This window comes from Aestuariicoccus sp. MJ-SS9 (assembly GCF_032586235.1).
Taxonomy (GTDB): Bacteria; Pseudomonadota; Alphaproteobacteria; order Rhodobacterales; family Rhodobacteraceae; genus Aestuariicoccus.
The window spans coordinates 19,972-34,340 of sequence record NZ_JAWHTD010000009.1; the positions used below are offsets into that span (position 1 = coordinate 19,972).

Below are 14,369 nucleotides of genomic sequence, written 5' to 3' on the forward strand. Positions count from 1 at the left end.
ATACGCCGGAGCTTTCATGTCGCAATCCCTTGCCGATCTCACCCAATCCCTGCTGACCGCCGCCCGCAAGGCCGGGGCCGATGCCGCCGACGCCATCGCAATCGACGGCACCTCGCTGTCGATCGACGTGCGCAACGGCGTGCTGGAACAGGCAGAGCGGTCCGAGGCGACGGATATCGGCCTTCGGGTCCTGATCGGGCGGCGCAGCGCCAACGTGTCGTCCTCGGACACCCGCCCGGAAACGCTCGCCGCCATGGCCGAGCGCGCCGTCGCCATGGCCCGCGAGGCGCCAGAGGACCCGCATGTGGGCCTTGCCGACCCTGACCAGCTGGCGCGCGACTGGGATGTCGCCGCGCTGGAGCTGGCCGACCCTGCGCCCGAACCCGCGCCTGCCGCTCTGGAAGAAGACGCGCGCACGGCCGAGGCGGCGGCGCTGGCGGTCGAGGGCATCACCCGGATCGACGCGGCCAGCGCCGGCTACGGCGCGCGGCGCATTCATCTGGCGGCGACCAACGGCTTTTCGGGCGGCTACACCCGGACCTCGCGCAGCACCTCCTGCGTGGCCATCGCAGGGTCCGGAACGGGGATGGAGCGCGACTTCGACGGCGACAGCCGCATCTTCCAGTCCGACCTGCGCAGCGCCCAGGACATCGGCCGCACCGCCGCCGAGCGCACGCTGGAGCGGCTGTCCCCGCGCAAACCCAAGACCGGGGCCTACCCTGTGATCTTCGACGAACGCGTCGCGGCCTCGCTGGTGGGGCACCTTATGGCGGCGGTCAACGGGTCGGCCATCGCGCGCGGCGCGTCCTGGCTGCGGGATGCGATGGACCATCCGGTTCTGCCCGACGGCCTGTCCCTGATCGAAGACCCGCACCGGCCCCGCGCCGGTGCCTCCCGGCCCTTCGACGCCGAGGGCCTGCCGACGCAGCGCCGCGCCATCGTCGAGGATGGCGTGCTGAAAGGCTGGACGCTCGATCTGGCGACCGCGCGCAAGCTGGGGCTGCAATCCACCGGCAACGCCGCGCGCAGCACCTCCGGCGGACCGTCTCCGACGCCCTGGAACCTCGAACTGACGCAGGGCGACACCGACCGCGCCGGGCTGATCGCCCAGATGGGCACCGGGCTGGTGGTGACCTCGATGATCGGCTCGACAATCAACCCCAACACCGGCGATTACAGCCGGGGCGCCGCGGGCTTCTGGGTCGAGAACGGCGAGATCGCCTATCCCGTCAGCGGCGTGACCATCGCCGGCAATCTGCGCGAGATGCTGCGCCGGATGACCCCCGCAAACGACGCCCGCCCCTGGCTGAGCCGCGTGGTGCCGTCGCTTCTGGTCGAAGGTCTGACCCTTGCCGGAGAGTGACCTGGCGCTTCTGACCCGCGCCGCCCACGCGGCGGCCGAGGTCGCCACCACATTCGTCGGCGGCCCGCTGGACGTGCGCCACAAGGACGACGGGCAAGGCCCGGTGACGGCGGCGGATCTGGCCGTCAACGATGTGCTGGCCACCCTCCTGCGCGGGGCGCGCCCCGATTACGGCTGGCTGAGCGAGGAAAGCGCCGACACCGCCGACCGGCTGACCCGGCGCGAGGTGTTCATCGTCGATCCCATCGACGGCACGCGGTCCTTCGTCGAAGGCTCGGACACCTGGGCGCATTCTCTGGCCGTGGCCCGCGACGGCGTCGTCACCGCCGCCGTCGTCTATCTGCCCCTGCGCGGCAAGCTTTACGCCGCGAGCGTGGGCGGCGGCGCGCGGCTTAATGACGAACCCGTCAGGGTCGCCGCGACGCCGGAGGCCGCGCAGGCCCACGTTCTGGCCACCCGCCCCAGCCTCGATCCCCGGCATTGGCGCGGCCAAGTGCCCGCGTTCCGGCGCAGCCACCGCCCGTCGCTGGCCTATCGCCTCAGCCTCGTGGCCGAGGGGCGCTATGACGCCATGTTCACCTTCCGGCCAAGCTGGGAATGGGACATCGCCGCCGGCACGCTGATCCTCGAAGAGGCCGGGGCCGCCACCAGCGACCGCACCGGCCAGCCGCTGCGCTTCAACAACCCCGTGCCGCAGACCGCGGGCGTGGTGGCCGCAAACCCCGCCCTGCACGCGGATATCCTGCGCCATCTCTAGGGCCCGCCTCGGCGCTTGACCGCCACCGCAGGGCGCGTAGGTTGCGCGGAACATCGCTCATGAAAGGATTTTCCATGGCCCAACGCCTGCATCTCGTCTTTGGCGGCGAACTGGTCGACCCGTCCTCGAACGTGTTCCGCAACGTGGACGACATCCATATCGTCGGCATCTTCCCGACCTACGAGGCCGCCTACGACGCCTGGAAGGCCGAGGCGCACCGCACCGTGGACAATGCCCACACACGCTATTTCATCGCCGATCTGGGCAAGCTGCGCGATGCGCAGGCCGCCCCGTCCGCGACGGAAAACCAGGGCTGACACTTGGCCAGACGGTCCTTCCCGCTCCGCACCTACCTTGCGCTCCTCAGGGCGCGGGGGGCGGCGGGGGCCGTGCCGGACTACCCCGCGCGGCCCGGCGGGCCGCTGGTCTGGGCGCATGGCGGCAGCGTGCCGCAACAGCGCGCGCTGGCGGCGATCCTGGCGCGGATGGCGCAGACGCGGCCCGAACTGACCTTGCTGCTCAGCGGGCCCGAGCCCACCGCCCCGGCGCCGCTCCTGCACACCGAATTGCCGCCCGAAAGCATCCCCGCGACACAGCATTTCGCCACGCATTGGGCGCCCGATCTGGTGCTCTGGGCCGGGCAGGCGCTGCGCCCGGCGCTGCTGGACGCGGTGTCGCGCGGCAGCGCGAACCTGGTGCTGGTCGCCGCCGAGGATTTGCCCTGGACCAGCGACGCCATGCGCTGGGTGCCCGATACCGAAACAGGGGTGCTGGCGCTTTTCGACCGGATTTTCACCACCGACGCCGCCGCCGCCCGGCGGCTGCGGCGCATGGGGCTTTATTCCAGCAGCATCACGACCAGCGGCCCTTTGACCGAAACCGCCCCGCCGCTGGACTGCGCGCAGGCGCTGCACGAGGAAATGGCCGGCGTTCTCGCGGGCCGGCCGGTCTGGCTGGCCTCGCGCGTCCGTCCCGGAGAGGTCGAGACCGTGCTGCGCGCCCACCGCCGCGCCTCGCGTCTGGCGCATCGGCTGCTCTTGATCCTGGTGCCCGCCGACCGCGCCGACGCCGAGGTCACCTGGCGCGAGGCCCAGGCCTCGGGCCTGCGGCTCTGCGCGTGGGAGAACGGCGACATGCCCGACGAGAACACCCAGGTGCTGGTGGCCGAGGGGCCGGACGATCTGGGGCTGTGGTACCGGCTGGCGCCGCTCGCGTTCATGGGCGGATCGCTGGTGTCGGGGTTCGGCGGCCACGACCCGTTCGAGGCCGCCGCCCTTGGCGCGGCGACGCTTTACGGGCCCAATGTCGGGCGGCACCTGGCGGCCTATTCCGCGCTGGCCGAGGCCGGGGCCGCGCGCATCGTCAAGGATGCGGACACGCTCAGCGCCGCCGTCTCGCACCTGATCGCCCCCGACCGCGCCGCCGGCATGGCCCATGCAGGCTGGGACATCGTGACCGCCGGGGCGGCGATGACCGACATGGTCATCAAGCACGCCTTCGCGCTGCTCGACGAAAAGGGGAAAGGCTGATGCGCGCCCCCGCCTTCTGGCAGACCGCCCCCGAGGCGCCCGCCTGGCCGGCGCGGCTTCTGGCGCCGCTGGGCTGGCTCTATGCGGCGGCGACCGCGCGGCGGATCGCCAGGGGCCGGCCGCAGGGCGTGGGCGTGCCGGTGATCTGCGTCGGCAACCTCAACGCGGGCGGCACCGGCAAGACGCCCACGGTGATCGCCGTGCTGCAGATGCTCCAGGACATCGGCATCGCCGCGCATGTGGTGTCGCGCGGCTATGGCGCACGGCTGGAGGGGCCGGTGCAGGTCGATCCGCGCGGCCATGGCGCGAGCGACGTGGGCGACGAGCCGCTGCTCTTGTCGGCCTTCGCCCCGGTCTGGGTGGCGCGCGACCGGCTGGCAGGCGCGCGCGCCGCCGTCGCCGCCGGGGCGCAGGCCATCGTGATGGACGACGGGTTCCAGAACCCCGCGCTGGCCAAGGACCTGTCGGTGGTCGTCGTGGATGCGGTGCAGGGCTTCGGCAACGGCCGCTGCATCCCGGCGGGCCCGCTGCGCGAACCCGTGGCCGCGGGGCTGAGCCGTGCCGATCTGCTGCTTTCCATCGGCCCCGATGCCGCGCAACAGCGCTTTGCCGCGCAATGGCAGAGCAACCTACCCCTGCCGCATGTCACCGGGCGGCTGGAGCCGCTGCAGACCGGCATGGACTGGGAGGGGCTGCGCGCGCTCGCCTTCGCGGGCATCGGCCACCCCGAAAAGTTCTTTGCCACCCTGCGCGGGCTGGGCGCGGACCTGGTCCGCGCCGAGCCGCTGGAGGATCACCAGCCGCTCACCACCGCGCTGATGACCCGGCTGGAGAACGAAGCCCGGCTGCAAGGCGCGCAGCTGGTCACCACCGAGAAGGACGCGGTGCGCCTGCCGGATGACTTTCGCATGAAGGTGCTGACCCTGCCGGTGCGTCTGATGCTGAACGACCCCGCCCCGCTGCGCGCCGCTTTGTCAGCCTTGTTCGAAGGTCACTCCGCCGCCAGCGGCTGATCGTCGCGCTGCCCGATCACGGCGATCTCGGCGATCACGCCGCGCAGGAGGCGGCGGAAAGCGTGGAAATTCGCGTTCGGGCGCACCCGCGCCTCGTCGAGATAGATGGCGCGGTCGATCTCGATCTGGATGGCGTGCTGGCGGCGCGACGGGCAGCCGTAATGCTGAGTAATATAGGCCCCGGCGAAGGGCGTATTGCGCGCAACCTCAAGCCCGGCTGCGGCAAAGGCCGCCTCGATCCGGTCGCTGATCTCGGCGCTCGCGGAGGCGCCGAATCGGTCGCCGATCACGATCTGCGGCCGTTTTGCCCCGCCGCGTGTGGCGTTTTCCACCGCCTCGTGGGGCATCGAGTGGCAATCCACCAGAATCGCCTCGCCAAAGCGGGTACGGGCCGTGTCCAGCAGCTTTTGCAGCTGCTCGTGGTAGGGCCTCCAGTACAGCGCGATCCGGCGTTCGGCCTCGGCCAGCGGCAGTTTGCCGCGATAGATGGCGCGGCCGTTGGCCACCACGCGCGGCACCACGCCCAGCCCGCTGGCCACCCGCGGATTGTGACCCATGCGGCGCACGCCCTCGATCAGCGCGGGGTCAAGCTCGTCGCTCGCCCGGTTGTAATCGATGAACGCCCGCGGCGCGCCCGCGCGCAGGAACGGCGCGCCGAATTGGGGCGCGGCCTCGAAGAGCCGGTCGACATAGGCATCCTCGGACGAGCGGATGGCGTGCTCGTCCAGCTCGGTCCGGCGCAGGAACGACCACGGGTAATCGCGCCCCGAATGGGGCGAAGCGAAAACCACGCAAGAGGTATGGCCCTCTGGATGGTGCAGATGATAGGCGGCCTTGGGCATCGTCACTCCTTGGCTGGCAACATAGCCTGATTTTTTCGGTCTCCAAAAGCCCTTGATCCCACTTCCGACTCCTTTTATAGACCGCTCACCGGCGCGGAATTCCGCGCCCCTTTTATTGGGGCGTCCGATGAATGGGCCGGTCCTTGGGGCGATTAGCTCAGCGGTAGAGCACTACGTTGACATCGTAGGGGTCACTGGTTCGATCCCAGTATCGCCCACCATGGATTTCGCCGCCACCTGGCTTCGGCCGGATGGCACCCGCAACACCAGGCGCGCCCGATGCGCCGCGACAAGAGGAGAGACCATCATGAAGGTCGCAAACTCGCTCCGCTCGCTCAAGAGCCGCCATCGCGACTGCCGCGTTGTGCGCCGCAAGGGCCGCGTTTACGTCATCAACAAGACCCAGCGCCGGTTCAAAGCCCGCCAGGGCTGAGACCGCAGGTCACTGAACGATCAAAGGCCACTCCGACCGGAGTGGCCTTTTTTCATGCGGCGTCCTCGGCCAGGGCGGCTCTTACGAAAGGCTGTCGGCGAGAACGTCGAACACCAGTCTGATGCGTCGGCTGGTTTTCACTTCGCTGTGCGTGACCAGCCAGGTCGGCAGGTCGAAGACCCCGATATCGCGCGCGACGGGGACAAGATCGGGAAGCCGTGCCGCGACCCTTTCCGGCAATATGACCAGGCCCAGCCCGCCTCTGGCCATCTCAAGCGCCACGAACTGCGACGACGACGTGAACCGGAAATTTCCCCTGGTCAGGTCCAGCCCTGCGGGCAGCAGATAATTCAGCATGCGGTCCGCCTCGACATAGCTGACGATCTGATGCTTCGACAGATTGCATTTCGCCGGCTGACCGGCTGTCTCGAGATAGGTCGCGCTGGCGTAGAACCGCATCCGTTCGTCGCTCAGGCGTCTTGCCTGCAGGTTCGGTTGTTCCGGGCGCGCATGTCGGATGGCGATGTCGGCTTCTCGCCGCGTCAGATCCCGCACGCCGTTGTCGGCCACCACATCTATCTCGAGCGACGGCGCCTGCTGGCTGATGTCCATAAGGATCGGCGGCAAGACAAAGGCCGACATCAGCTCGGACGCCGTGATCCGGACCTGCCCTTCGACCGACTGAGATTGCCCCGTCGCCGAAAGCGCCACCATATCCGCGCCCCGCGCCATCGCGCGAACGTGGTCCAGCAGTTCGACCCCGAATGGCGTCAGCGCGACGGATCGTCCGGTGCGTTCGAACAAGGTCGCGTCAAGCGCCGTCTCGAAGGCCGCGATCTGGCGGCTGACAGTCGGTTGTGTCTGTCCAAGCGCGCGCGCCGCTCCGGACAAGGATCCCGCCTCTGCGACGGCGAGGAACGTCTTTGCGTGGTCCCAATCAAAGGTCATGGGCGTTGATATATGCGATTCTCGTATACTCAGGAAATATTTTACCGCAATTTACAGGGCAAAATTGCATGGATTATCCCTGGCTCCGAAACGGCCCCGCACGGGTCCGAAGCAAATCGGAGGCGAAAATTGAAACTTGTCGTACTGGGTGCGAATGGCCGCACAGGCAGATTGGTCGTGCGCGAGGCCTTAGACATCGGGGACAGTGTCACCGCCGTTGTCCGGTCGGACGCAAAGCGGCTCGCGCTGCAGCACAGCCGTCTCAGAGTTGTGGTCGGCGATCCCTGCGATCCGACGTTTCTCGGCAAGATCATCGCAGGGCATGACGCCGTGATTTCCACCCTTGGCGGACGACGCCCCACGAAAGGCGCGACATCGGTCTATTGGCGATCGGCGGACGCGATTGTCGAAGCCGCGTGGAATGCGGGCATCGCAAAGATCGCCGTCACGTCCAGCGCCCTGCTCTTCCCGCCCGGGCGTCTCTTGGACAGGGTCCTGGCGATCATTGTGCCCAATGTCGTTCAAAGCGCCGCGCGTATGGAGCAAACGTTCGACAATGCCAAGCTTGACGTGGTCGTGGCGCGCTGCGGTTTCCTGACGGACGACAAAGACCCCGGGTACCGCGCCGAGCTTGGGTCATTGCCCTTTGACGGCTCGTCCGTGCCCCGGCTGGGTGTCGCCAGATTTCTGCTGGATGCGGTGCGCAAACCGTCGTCCGGCCTGAAGATCTATGGCGTGTCCGGGCCGGTCTGACGTCGGTTGCCGCCGGGTCTTTGCGGTCTTGGTCGCCTCTGCGGGCGCCGCAAAAGGCCACCCCGGCGGGTGGCCTTTAATCGTACGCCGCGACCTAAAGCGAATCCGCCAACAGCCGCACCACGGTGGCCTGATCCAGGTAGCCGGTGACCGTCAGCCCACGCGATTCCTGATAGCGGCGCAGGGCGCGGCGGGTCTTCTTGTCGAAGGTTCCGTCGACCTTGCCAGGGTTCAGCCCGAGCTGGCCCAGGCGGACCTCGACCAGCCGCCGCGCGCCCGCGTTCAGCCCCAGCGCCTGTTCCTGCCGGCTGGCGCGTTCGGCCAGGTCGCGGGCGGCGGTGTCGGCACCCAGACGGGCGAGCCGCGCCCGCGCCTCGCTGGCGAAGGCGCCCTCGGGGAAGGCCTCCAGATACTCGCGGAAGGCGCGCTCGGTGCCCGCTTCGCGCGCGTCGTCCCAGGCGCGGCGGTCACGGTCGGCGGCGCGGTCGCGGCGGCTGTCCTCGATCTCGTCCAGCCGGGCCGTCGCCTCGTCGGAAAAGAGCCCGTCGGGATAGCGGCGCAGATAGGCGCGCAGGTCGTTCTCGGCCCCGCTCGCGCCGGTGTCGCGCCAAAAGGCGCGGTCCTGGCGTTCCAGTTCTTCCTGCCGAGCGCGTGCCTCTTCCTCAAGTTCGGCGGCGCGGCGTTGCGCCTGCCGGTCCAGCTGGTCGATCTGCGCGCGGTTGAGATAGGTGGTTTCGCCGTGGCCGTTCGTGGCCTGCCATTTGCCGATCGCCGCCCGCGTGCCATTGCCGAAGATCCCGTCGATGCCGCGCGTGTCGTAACCCAGCAGCGACAGGTCGCGCTGGATGGCGCGGCGGGCGTCGCGCGACAGATCCAGCGCCTCTTCGGCAAGCCGGTGCTTGCGGTTCGGGTCGTTCTCGATGGCGGCGATGCGCTGGCGGGCGTCGCCGGCATGGCTGCCGACCGGAAAGGCTGCGAGGTAATCGCGGTAGGCCTGAAGGTCGTCGCGCGCGACGACCCGCTGCCAGAGCGCCTCGTCAGCGTCCGCGCCGCTGTCAACGGGCGCATCCGGCGCGGCCGGCACCAGCACGACGCGGTCCGTCACAAAGCCCGAAACGACCAGATCGTAACGCTCTGCCAGACGCCTGACCGACAGGCCGGGCCGCTTTGCCGCCCGGCTCAGCATGGCCGACACGTCCTCTGCCGCGCCTTGCACGACTGTCACGCCCTGCGGCGCCTCAAGCGGCCCCAGCCCGCCTTGGGCAAAGCGCGCCGTCATGTCGGGAACCGACCCTTCGCCCAGGATCAGCACCGCCTGCCCCGGATAGGCCTCAAGCAGCGGCCAGAGCGTCGACAGCGGCAGCGCGTTGTTCAAAACGGTGGTATCATCGACGCGCGCGGGCGCGTTCACCGGCAGCAGATAGCTATCCGCGCCGGTATGCGCGAAATGCCCGGTCAGCACGACCGCAAGCGTGTCGGTGTCGCCATCCATCGCGCCGATCAGCCGCTTCAGCCCGTCGCGCATCTTGCCCGCCGAGACGTCCGCCAGCGCGATGGTGTCATACCCCGCCCCGGCCAGATCGCCGGCCGCCGCAGATACATTCGCCGCCCCCTCGACCGGGTCCAGCCGGTCATAGGCGCCATTGGCGATGACCAGCGCGTCGCTGTCGGCAAGAACCGGGGTCGCGCCGATCAGCAGCGCGGCACAGATGCGTTTGAACATGAGAACCTCCTTTGCCCCTCAAACCACGGCAGCCCCGGCGCGGTTCCGCCTGGGTGCCCTGCGGGCCGAGGTTCAATCGTAGACGCGGGTGTCCTCGATCACCAGCCCGTCGCGCGGTAATCCGCCGGGGGCGACAAGCTCGACCTTGCCTTTCAGCTTGAGCGTCTCGGCGACCAAGCCTTCGAACCGCGCGGGGTCGTCGGCCTCGGTCTCGATCCGGACGGTCATTACGTCCATCTCGCCTTCGCGGCTGGCGACGACGCGGGCGCGGGCGATCTCGTCATGCTTGGCCACCAGCGCGGCCACCTGTTCGGGGCGCACGAACATGCCCTTGATCTTGGTGGTCTGGTCGGCGCGGCCCATCCAGCCCTTGATGCGCGCATTGGTGCGCCCGCAGGGGCTCTGCCCCGGCAGGATGGCCGACAGATCGCCGGTGGCGAAGCGTACCAGCGGGTAATCGGGGTTGAGCGTGGTCACCACCAGTTCGCCGACCTCGCCCTCGGGCACCGGGTCGCCGGTGCCCGGCGTGACGATCTCGACGATCACCCCCTCGTCGAGGATCATGCCCTCCATCGCGTCGGATTCGTAGGCGACGTTGCCCAGATCGGCGGTGGCATAGCATTGCAGGCAGGCGATGCCACGGTCGGCGTAATATTGCCGAAGCGACGGGAAGAGCGCCCCGCCCCCGACCGCCGCCTTGGTGATGGCCAGCGTCAGGCCCATCTCGTCGGCCTTCTCCAGAATCACCTTGAGGTAATCCGGTGTCCCGGCATAGGCGGTGATGCCCGCGTCATGCGCCGCGCGCGCCTGCAACTCGGTCTGGCCGGTGCCGGCGGGCAGCACCGCCGCCCCGACCGCCCGCGCACCCGATTCGAACATCATCCCCGCCGGCGTCAGATGATAGCTGAAGCAGTTCTGCACGATGTCACCCGCCCCGATCCCGCAGGCATGCAGAAAGCGCCCCGCGCGCCACCAGTCGTGGCCGATGCCGCCGGGTTCATAGATCGGCCCCGGGCTCTGGAAGACATGCGCGGCATTCGACACCGGCAGCCCGCCGAAGGGCGGCTTTTCCGCCTGCCTCTGCGACAGATCGGACTTGCGCAACACGGGCAGGGCGCTCAGTCCCGAAAGATCGCCCAGCGGATCGAAACCATGGGCCGGCAAGAGCGCATTCAGCGCCTGCAACTGCGCCGCCGCGCGTTCGTCGGCGCTTCGGGTTTCGGACGTGTCGAAATAGGTGCTCATGCCACCCTCCTTGCGCGGGGCGCGCCCGACCGGCGGCAGCCCTCAGATGATCGTCGAAAATGCAGGCCCCGGGGGCCTCAGGCCAGCCAGCGCTTGCGCCGCCGGTAACTGCGCACGTCGCGAAAGCTCTTGCGACCCTCGTCCGACATGCCGAGGTAGAATTCCTTGACGTCCGGGTTCTCGCGCAGGTCGGCGGCGCTGCCTTCCATCACCACGCGGCCCGATTCCAGGATGTAGCCCGCATGCGCAAAGCGCAGCGCGACATTGGTGTTCTGTTCGGCCAGCAGGAACGACACGCCCTCGTTTTCGTTCACCGATTTCACGATCTCGAAGATCTGTTCGACCAGCTGCGGCGCCAGCCCCATCGAGGGCTCGTCGAGCAGGACCATCTCGGGGCGCGACATCAGCGCCCGTCCGATTGCGGTCATCTGCTGTTCCCCGCCCGAGGTATAGCCCGCCATCGACCGCCGCCGCTCCTTGAGGCGCGGGAAATAGGAATAGACCATCTCGAGGTCGGCATCGATCGCGCCCTTGCCGTCGCGCCGGGTGTAGGCGCCGGTCAGCAGGTTTTCCTCGACGGTGAGATGCGGAAAGCAATGCCGCCCCTCCATCACCTGGATCACCCCACGCTTGACCAGCGCGGCCGGGTCCAGATCCTGCACCCGCTCGCCCTTGTAGAGGATCGAGCCCTTGGTCACCTCGCCGCGCTCGGAATGCAGCAGGTTCGAGATCGCCTTCAGCGTCGTGGTCTTGCCCGCGCCGTTGCCGCCCAAAAGCGCCGTGATCCCGCCCTTGCGCACCGACAGCGACACGCCTTTCAGAACGAGGATCACGTGATTGTAGATCACCTCGATATTGTTGACCTCAAGCAATGTCTCGTCGGTCTTCGCAGCGTCCAGCATGGCTCTTCTTCTTGGCAAAAATACTCAAAATCCACCGGCGGCGACCCGCGCCGCCGGTGGGTCATTGCGCTCAGCTTTCCGCGTCGCAGCTCTCGTTGGTCGGCCAGGGCGCGTTGGCCTCGGCGTATTCGGCCGCCTTGGCCTGCTCCAGCGCGTTGATCGCCTCGGATTCCGGCATCAGGTGATCCGAAACCTTGACGAACTTGGCGCCGTCCCATTCCAGCATCCAGCCGCCCGAGTGGCCGGTGTGGTTGGCGCAGGTGGTCTGGAACGGCGGCACCATGCCGGTCATGCCCAGCTCGGCCAGGCGCTCGTCGGTGACGTTGAGGTTTTCAAGACCCCAGCGCAGATCGGCCGCGGTGATCGTCGCGTTGCCGGTGTGCTCCTGCGCGGTGCGGATGCCCTCGGCCAGGATCATCGAGATCACGATGCCGCGGTTGTAGAACACGCCCTGCATCTCGGTCTCGTTCGACAGGCTGTTGCCGGCGTCGACCACATGCGTCTTGATGTCGGCCAGAACGGGTGCATCCAGAACCGGGAACGACCAGCTGATCGACTTGTAGCCCTTGCCGTCCTCGCCGACGATGGCAAGGTCCGCATCGTGGCCCGACCACCAGACGCCGATCATCTTGGACATGTCGAACTTGGTCTTCACGGCCTCGGTGATGGCGCCGGCGTTCATCGCGCCCCAGCCCCACATCACCACATAGTCGGGACGTTCGCGGCGGATCTGCAGCCACTGCGCCGACTGGTTCTGCATTTCCTTCAGACCGACCGGGATCGGCAGCAGCTCAAAGCCGACTTCGGCGGCCTTTTGCTCGAGGAACGGCAGCGGCTCCTTGCCGTAGGGGTGGTCGAGATGCAGGAAGGCGATCTTCTTGCCGCTCAGGTCGCCCTCGCTTTCGATGAACTGCAGGATCATGCTGGCCGCGTCCCAATAGCTCGACGGGGTGTTGAACGCCCACTGGAACACCTTGCCGTCCGCCATCGGCGAAAAGCCGTAGCCGGGGGCAAGGATCGGGATCTCGTCCACGTTGGTCTTGGGCAGCACCTGCAGCGTGATGCCGGTGGACCAGGGCTGGGTCACAATCGCCTTTTCCTTGGTCTTCTCGTAGCACTCCACGCCCTTTTCGGTGGAATAGCCGGTCTCGCATTCGTCGAAGTCGATCATGATGCCGCCGATGCCGCCGTCGCGGGCGTTCAGCATCTCGATATAGTCCTTCTGACCGTTCATCAGCGGAATGCCCGTCGCCGCGAAGGGCCCGGTGCGGTAGCTGAGGTTCGGCGCGTAAAGCGACTCCGCCACGGCCGCGGTGCCCATGACGGCCCCGACGACCGCCGCAGCGGCCAGTTTTCCAAAGTGTTTCATCGAATATCCTCCCATTGGTTTGTCGATGAGTTTCGCTGTTTCTTGTTGGGCCGCCCCGTCAATGCGGGAACGGCCAGATAATGAGTTTCTCGCGGATCAGCCGCCAGAGCTGGTTCAGCCCGTGCGGCTCGATGATCAGGAAGAAGATGATCAGGCTGCCCACGATCATGATGTTGAGATGCTCGACCATGGCCGAGCTGATCGGAATGCCGAAGGTCGCGGGCAGCGTGTTGAGCACCACCGGCAGCCCCACTATCAGGATCGCGCCCAGATAGTTGCCCAGGATCGACCCCAGCCCGCCGATGATCGCGATAAAGAGGATGCGGAACGACAGCGGGATGTCGAAGAGGTTCGGCTCTGCCGCGCCGCGCCACATGAAGACGAAAAGCGCCCCGGCGACACCGACCACATAGCTCGACACCGCAAAGGCCAGCAGCTTGGATTTCAGCAGGTTGATCCCGATGAGCTCGGCCGCGATGTCCATGTCGCGCGTGGCCTTCCAGGTGCGCCCCAGATTGCCCCGCGTCAGGTTGATGCACAGGATCGTCATCACCGTAACGATGCCCAGCACCACGTAATATTGCGTCATCGAACTGGCCTGCGGCCCGGCGACAAAGACGCCGAACATCTCCAGATTGGGCACCTGGATCGCACCGCTGGCGTTGTAGTTGTAAAGCCAGGCCCACTTCTCGAAGAGCCAGACCAGAAAGAACTGCGCCGCCAGCGTGGCGATGGCCAGATAGAACCCCTTGATGCGTAGACTGGGGATGCCGAACATCACCCCGATCCCGGCGCTGAAGACCCCCGACAGCAGGATCGCCACCACCGGGTTCAGCCAGGGCATGATCGTGACCATCTTGTAGCAGGCATAGGCGCCCACCCCCATAAAGGCCGCCGTCCCCAGCGAAAGCTGCCCGGCATAGCCCGTGAGAATGTTCAGCCCCATCGCCGCCAGCGAATAGATCAGGATCGGGATCAGCAGCGTCTGAAAGGTGAATTCCGACGCGGTCATCGGAAAGATCACCCAGGCAAAGGCCAGGATCCCCATCAGCAGGATCGCGTCCTGCCGCACCGGGAACAACGCCTGATCGGCTTCGTAGGTCGTCTTGAACTGGCCTGCGGTTCTGTAAAGCATCCGGTCTTCTACTCTCGTTCCTGTGGCGGAGCGTCCCGCCGTCGTTGATCCGGCCAGAGGGCCGCTTGCGTGCGTCGGGCGTCAGCCCGCGTGCTCCTCGGTGTCGTTGCGCGGGCGGCTGCGGGACGGCTTGGCATAGCCGATCTCCTCGGAATGCCGCGCCAGCCAGAACCAGGCCCAAAGCCCCATCGCCCCGCCCAGTGCCGCCAGCAGCGCCGCCATCGTCATGGCCCCGGGGGCAGACGGGTCGGCCGTCAGCGCCAGATAGCCGAAGGCCCAGAAGCCGGACCAGGCCACCACGTTCAGGATTGCGATCAGCTTTGCCATGTTGCCTTCTTTCGGTTGCGTGCGGGGGTC

General features: G+C 67.7%; 15 protein-coding genes and 1 tRNA gene. 8 read left to right on the forward strand and 8 right to left on the reverse strand.

The genetic code is table 11. The annotated features are described in order from the left end of the window. Positions 1-16 precede the first annotated feature (16 nt). The 5 genes from RXV88_RS08710 to lpxK all read left to right on the forward strand — a co-directional run bounded on the left by RXV88_RS08710 (position 17) and on the right by lpxK (position 4,662). Positions 17-1,363, forward strand: a complete 1,347-nt coding sequence (locus RXV88_RS08710) for a TldD/PmbA family protein (protein WP_316292037.1) — start codon at positions 17-19, stop codon at positions 1,361-1,363. Next, a complete protein-coding gene (locus RXV88_RS08715; protein WP_316292039.1) occupies positions 1,350-2,120 on the forward strand; it encodes a 3'(2'),5'-bisphosphate nucleotidase CysQ in 771 nt (256 codons plus the stop codon). The genes RXV88_RS08710 and RXV88_RS08715 overlap by 14 nt, the downstream gene beginning before the upstream one ends. Before the next feature lie 74 nt (positions 2,121-2,194). Beyond that, positions 2,195-2,437: a DUF4170 domain-containing protein gene (locus tag RXV88_RS08720; protein WP_316292041.1), complete on the forward strand. Its 243-nt coding sequence runs from the start codon at positions 2,195-2,197 to the stop codon at positions 2,435-2,437. A 72-nt stretch (positions 2,438-2,509) separates the two neighbouring features. Next, positions 2,510-3,649 (forward strand): 3-deoxy-D-manno-octulosonic acid transferase, encoded by a 1,140-nt coding sequence (locus tag RXV88_RS08725; protein ID WP_316292043.1) that lies wholly within the window; start codon positions 2,510-2,512, stop codon positions 3,647-3,649. Then, complete coding sequence (gene lpxK, locus RXV88_RS08730; protein ID WP_316292044.1) at positions 3,649-4,662, forward strand: tetraacyldisaccharide 4'-kinase; 1,014 nt, start codon at positions 3,649-3,651, stop codon at positions 4,660-4,662. The genes RXV88_RS08725 and lpxK overlap by 1 nt, the downstream gene beginning before the upstream one ends. Here the strand turns inward: lpxK and RXV88_RS08735 are convergent. Then, positions 4,641-5,504, reverse strand: a complete 864-nt coding sequence (locus RXV88_RS08735; protein ID WP_316292046.1) for an N-formylglutamate amidohydrolase — start codon at positions 5,502-5,504, stop codon at positions 4,641-4,643. The two genes, lpxK and RXV88_RS08735, sit on opposite strands and share 22 nt — an antisense overlap. 146 nt (positions 5,505-5,650) lie before the next feature. Between RXV88_RS08735 and RXV88_RS08740 the strand changes: the two genes are divergently transcribed. Continuing rightward, positions 5,651-5,725: transfer RNA gene (locus tag RXV88_RS08740), tRNA-Val, on the forward strand. 86 nt (positions 5,726-5,811) lie between these two features. Further along, a complete protein-coding gene (ykgO, locus tag RXV88_RS08745) occupies positions 5,812-5,937 on the forward strand; it encodes a type B 50S ribosomal protein L36 (RefSeq protein WP_163895964.1) in 126 nt (41 codons plus the stop codon). Between the two features lie 81 nt (positions 5,938-6,018). Here ykgO and RXV88_RS08750 read toward each other — a convergent pair whose 3' ends face one another. After that, positions 6,019-6,885: a LysR family transcriptional regulator gene (locus tag RXV88_RS08750; RefSeq protein ID WP_316292050.1), complete on the reverse strand. Its 867-nt coding sequence runs from the start codon at positions 6,883-6,885 to the stop codon at positions 6,019-6,021. Positions 6,886-6,897: 12 nt separating this feature from the next. On the opposite strand from RXV88_RS08750, the gene RXV88_RS08755 reads away from it, so the two are divergent. Further along, positions 6,898-7,638 carry an NAD(P)-binding oxidoreductase gene (locus tag RXV88_RS08755; protein WP_316292051.1) on the forward strand — a complete coding sequence of 247 codons (741 nt, stop codon included), beginning with the start codon at positions 6,898-6,900 and terminating at the stop codon, positions 7,636-7,638. Positions 7,639-7,732: 94 nt separating this feature from the next. Here the strand turns inward: RXV88_RS08755 and RXV88_RS08760 are convergent, their stop codons facing one another. From RXV88_RS08760 to RXV88_RS08785, 6 genes are all read right to left on the reverse strand, one after another. Further along, complete coding sequence (locus RXV88_RS08760; protein ID WP_316292053.1) at positions 7,733-9,361, reverse strand: peptidoglycan-binding domain-containing protein; 1,629 nt, start codon at positions 9,359-9,361, stop codon at positions 7,733-7,735. A 72-nt stretch (positions 9,362-9,433) separates the two neighbouring features. Beyond that, the gene (locus tag RXV88_RS08765) at positions 9,434-10,606 is read right to left on the reverse strand and encodes a phenylacetate--CoA ligase family protein (protein WP_316292054.1); all 1,173 of its coding nucleotides are present in this window, start codon (positions 10,604-10,606) and stop codon (positions 9,434-9,436) included. A 77-nt stretch (positions 10,607-10,683) separates the two neighbouring features. Continuing rightward, positions 10,684-11,508 carry an ABC transporter ATP-binding protein gene (locus RXV88_RS08770; protein ID WP_316292055.1) on the reverse strand — a complete coding sequence of 275 codons (825 nt, stop codon included), beginning with the start codon at positions 11,506-11,508 and terminating at the stop codon, positions 10,684-10,686. A gap of 70 nt (positions 11,509-11,578) precedes the next feature. Continuing rightward, positions 11,579-12,877 carry an ABC transporter substrate-binding protein gene (locus tag RXV88_RS08775; RefSeq protein WP_316292056.1) on the reverse strand — a complete coding sequence of 433 codons (1,299 nt, stop codon included), beginning with the start codon at positions 12,875-12,877 and terminating at the stop codon, positions 11,579-11,581. A 58-nt stretch (positions 12,878-12,935) separates the two neighbouring features. Beyond that, positions 12,936-14,012 (reverse strand): branched-chain amino acid ABC transporter permease, encoded by a 1,077-nt coding sequence (locus RXV88_RS08780; protein WP_316292058.1) that lies wholly within the window; start codon positions 14,010-14,012, stop codon positions 12,936-12,938. An 81-nt stretch (positions 14,013-14,093) separates the two neighbouring features. Continuing rightward, the gene (locus RXV88_RS08785) at positions 14,094-14,339 is read right to left on the reverse strand and encodes a hypothetical protein (protein ID WP_316292060.1); all 246 of its coding nucleotides are present in this window, start codon (positions 14,337-14,339) and stop codon (positions 14,094-14,096) included. Positions 14,340-14,369 lie beyond the last annotated feature (30 nt).

Bases quoted from the DNA above. Each gene is read 5' to 3' on its own strand.
- RXV88_RS08710 (WP_316292037.1), top strand. From the start codon at position 17: ATGTCGCAATCCCTTGCCGATCTCACCCAATCCCTGCTGACCGCCGCC.
- RXV88_RS08720 (WP_316292041.1), top strand. From the start codon at position 2,195: ATGGCCCAACGCCTGCATCTCGTCTTTGGCGGCGAACTGGTCGACCCG.
- lpxK (WP_316292044.1), top strand. From the start codon at position 3,649: ATGCGCGCCCCCGCCTTCTGGCAGACCGCCCCCGAGGCGCCCGCCTGG.
- RXV88_RS08735 (WP_316292046.1), bottom strand. From the start codon at position 5,504: ATGCCCAAGGCCGCCTATCATCTGCACCATCCAGAGGGCCATACCTCT.
- ykgO (WP_163895964.1), top strand. From the start codon at position 5,812: ATGAAGGTCGCAAACTCGCTCCGCTCGCTCAAGAGCCGCCATCGCGAC.
- RXV88_RS08750 (WP_316292050.1), bottom strand. From the start codon at position 6,885: ATGACCTTTGATTGGGACCACGCAAAGACGTTCCTCGCCGTCGCAGAG.
- RXV88_RS08755 (WP_316292051.1), top strand. From the start codon at position 6,898: ATGCGATTCTCGTATACTCAGGAAATATTTTACCGCAATTTACAGGGC.
- RXV88_RS08760 (WP_316292053.1), bottom strand. From the start codon at position 9,361: ATGTTCAAACGCATCTGTGCCGCGCTGCTGATCGGCGCGACCCCGGTT.
- RXV88_RS08765 (WP_316292054.1), bottom strand. From the start codon at position 10,606: ATGAGCACCTATTTCGACACGTCCGAAACCCGAAGCGCCGACGAACGC.
- RXV88_RS08770 (WP_316292055.1), bottom strand. From the start codon at position 11,508: ATGCTGGACGCTGCGAAGACCGACGAGACATTGCTTGAGGTCAACAAT.
- RXV88_RS08775 (WP_316292056.1), bottom strand. From the start codon at position 12,877: ATGAAACACTTTGGAAAACTGGCCGCTGCGGCGGTCGTCGGGGCCGTC.
- RXV88_RS08780 (WP_316292058.1), bottom strand. From the start codon at position 14,012: ATGCTTTACAGAACCGCAGGCCAGTTCAAGACGACCTACGAAGCCGAT.
- RXV88_RS08785 (WP_316292060.1), bottom strand. From the start codon at position 14,339: ATGGCAAAGCTGATCGCAATCCTGAACGTGGTGGCCTGGTCCGGCTTC.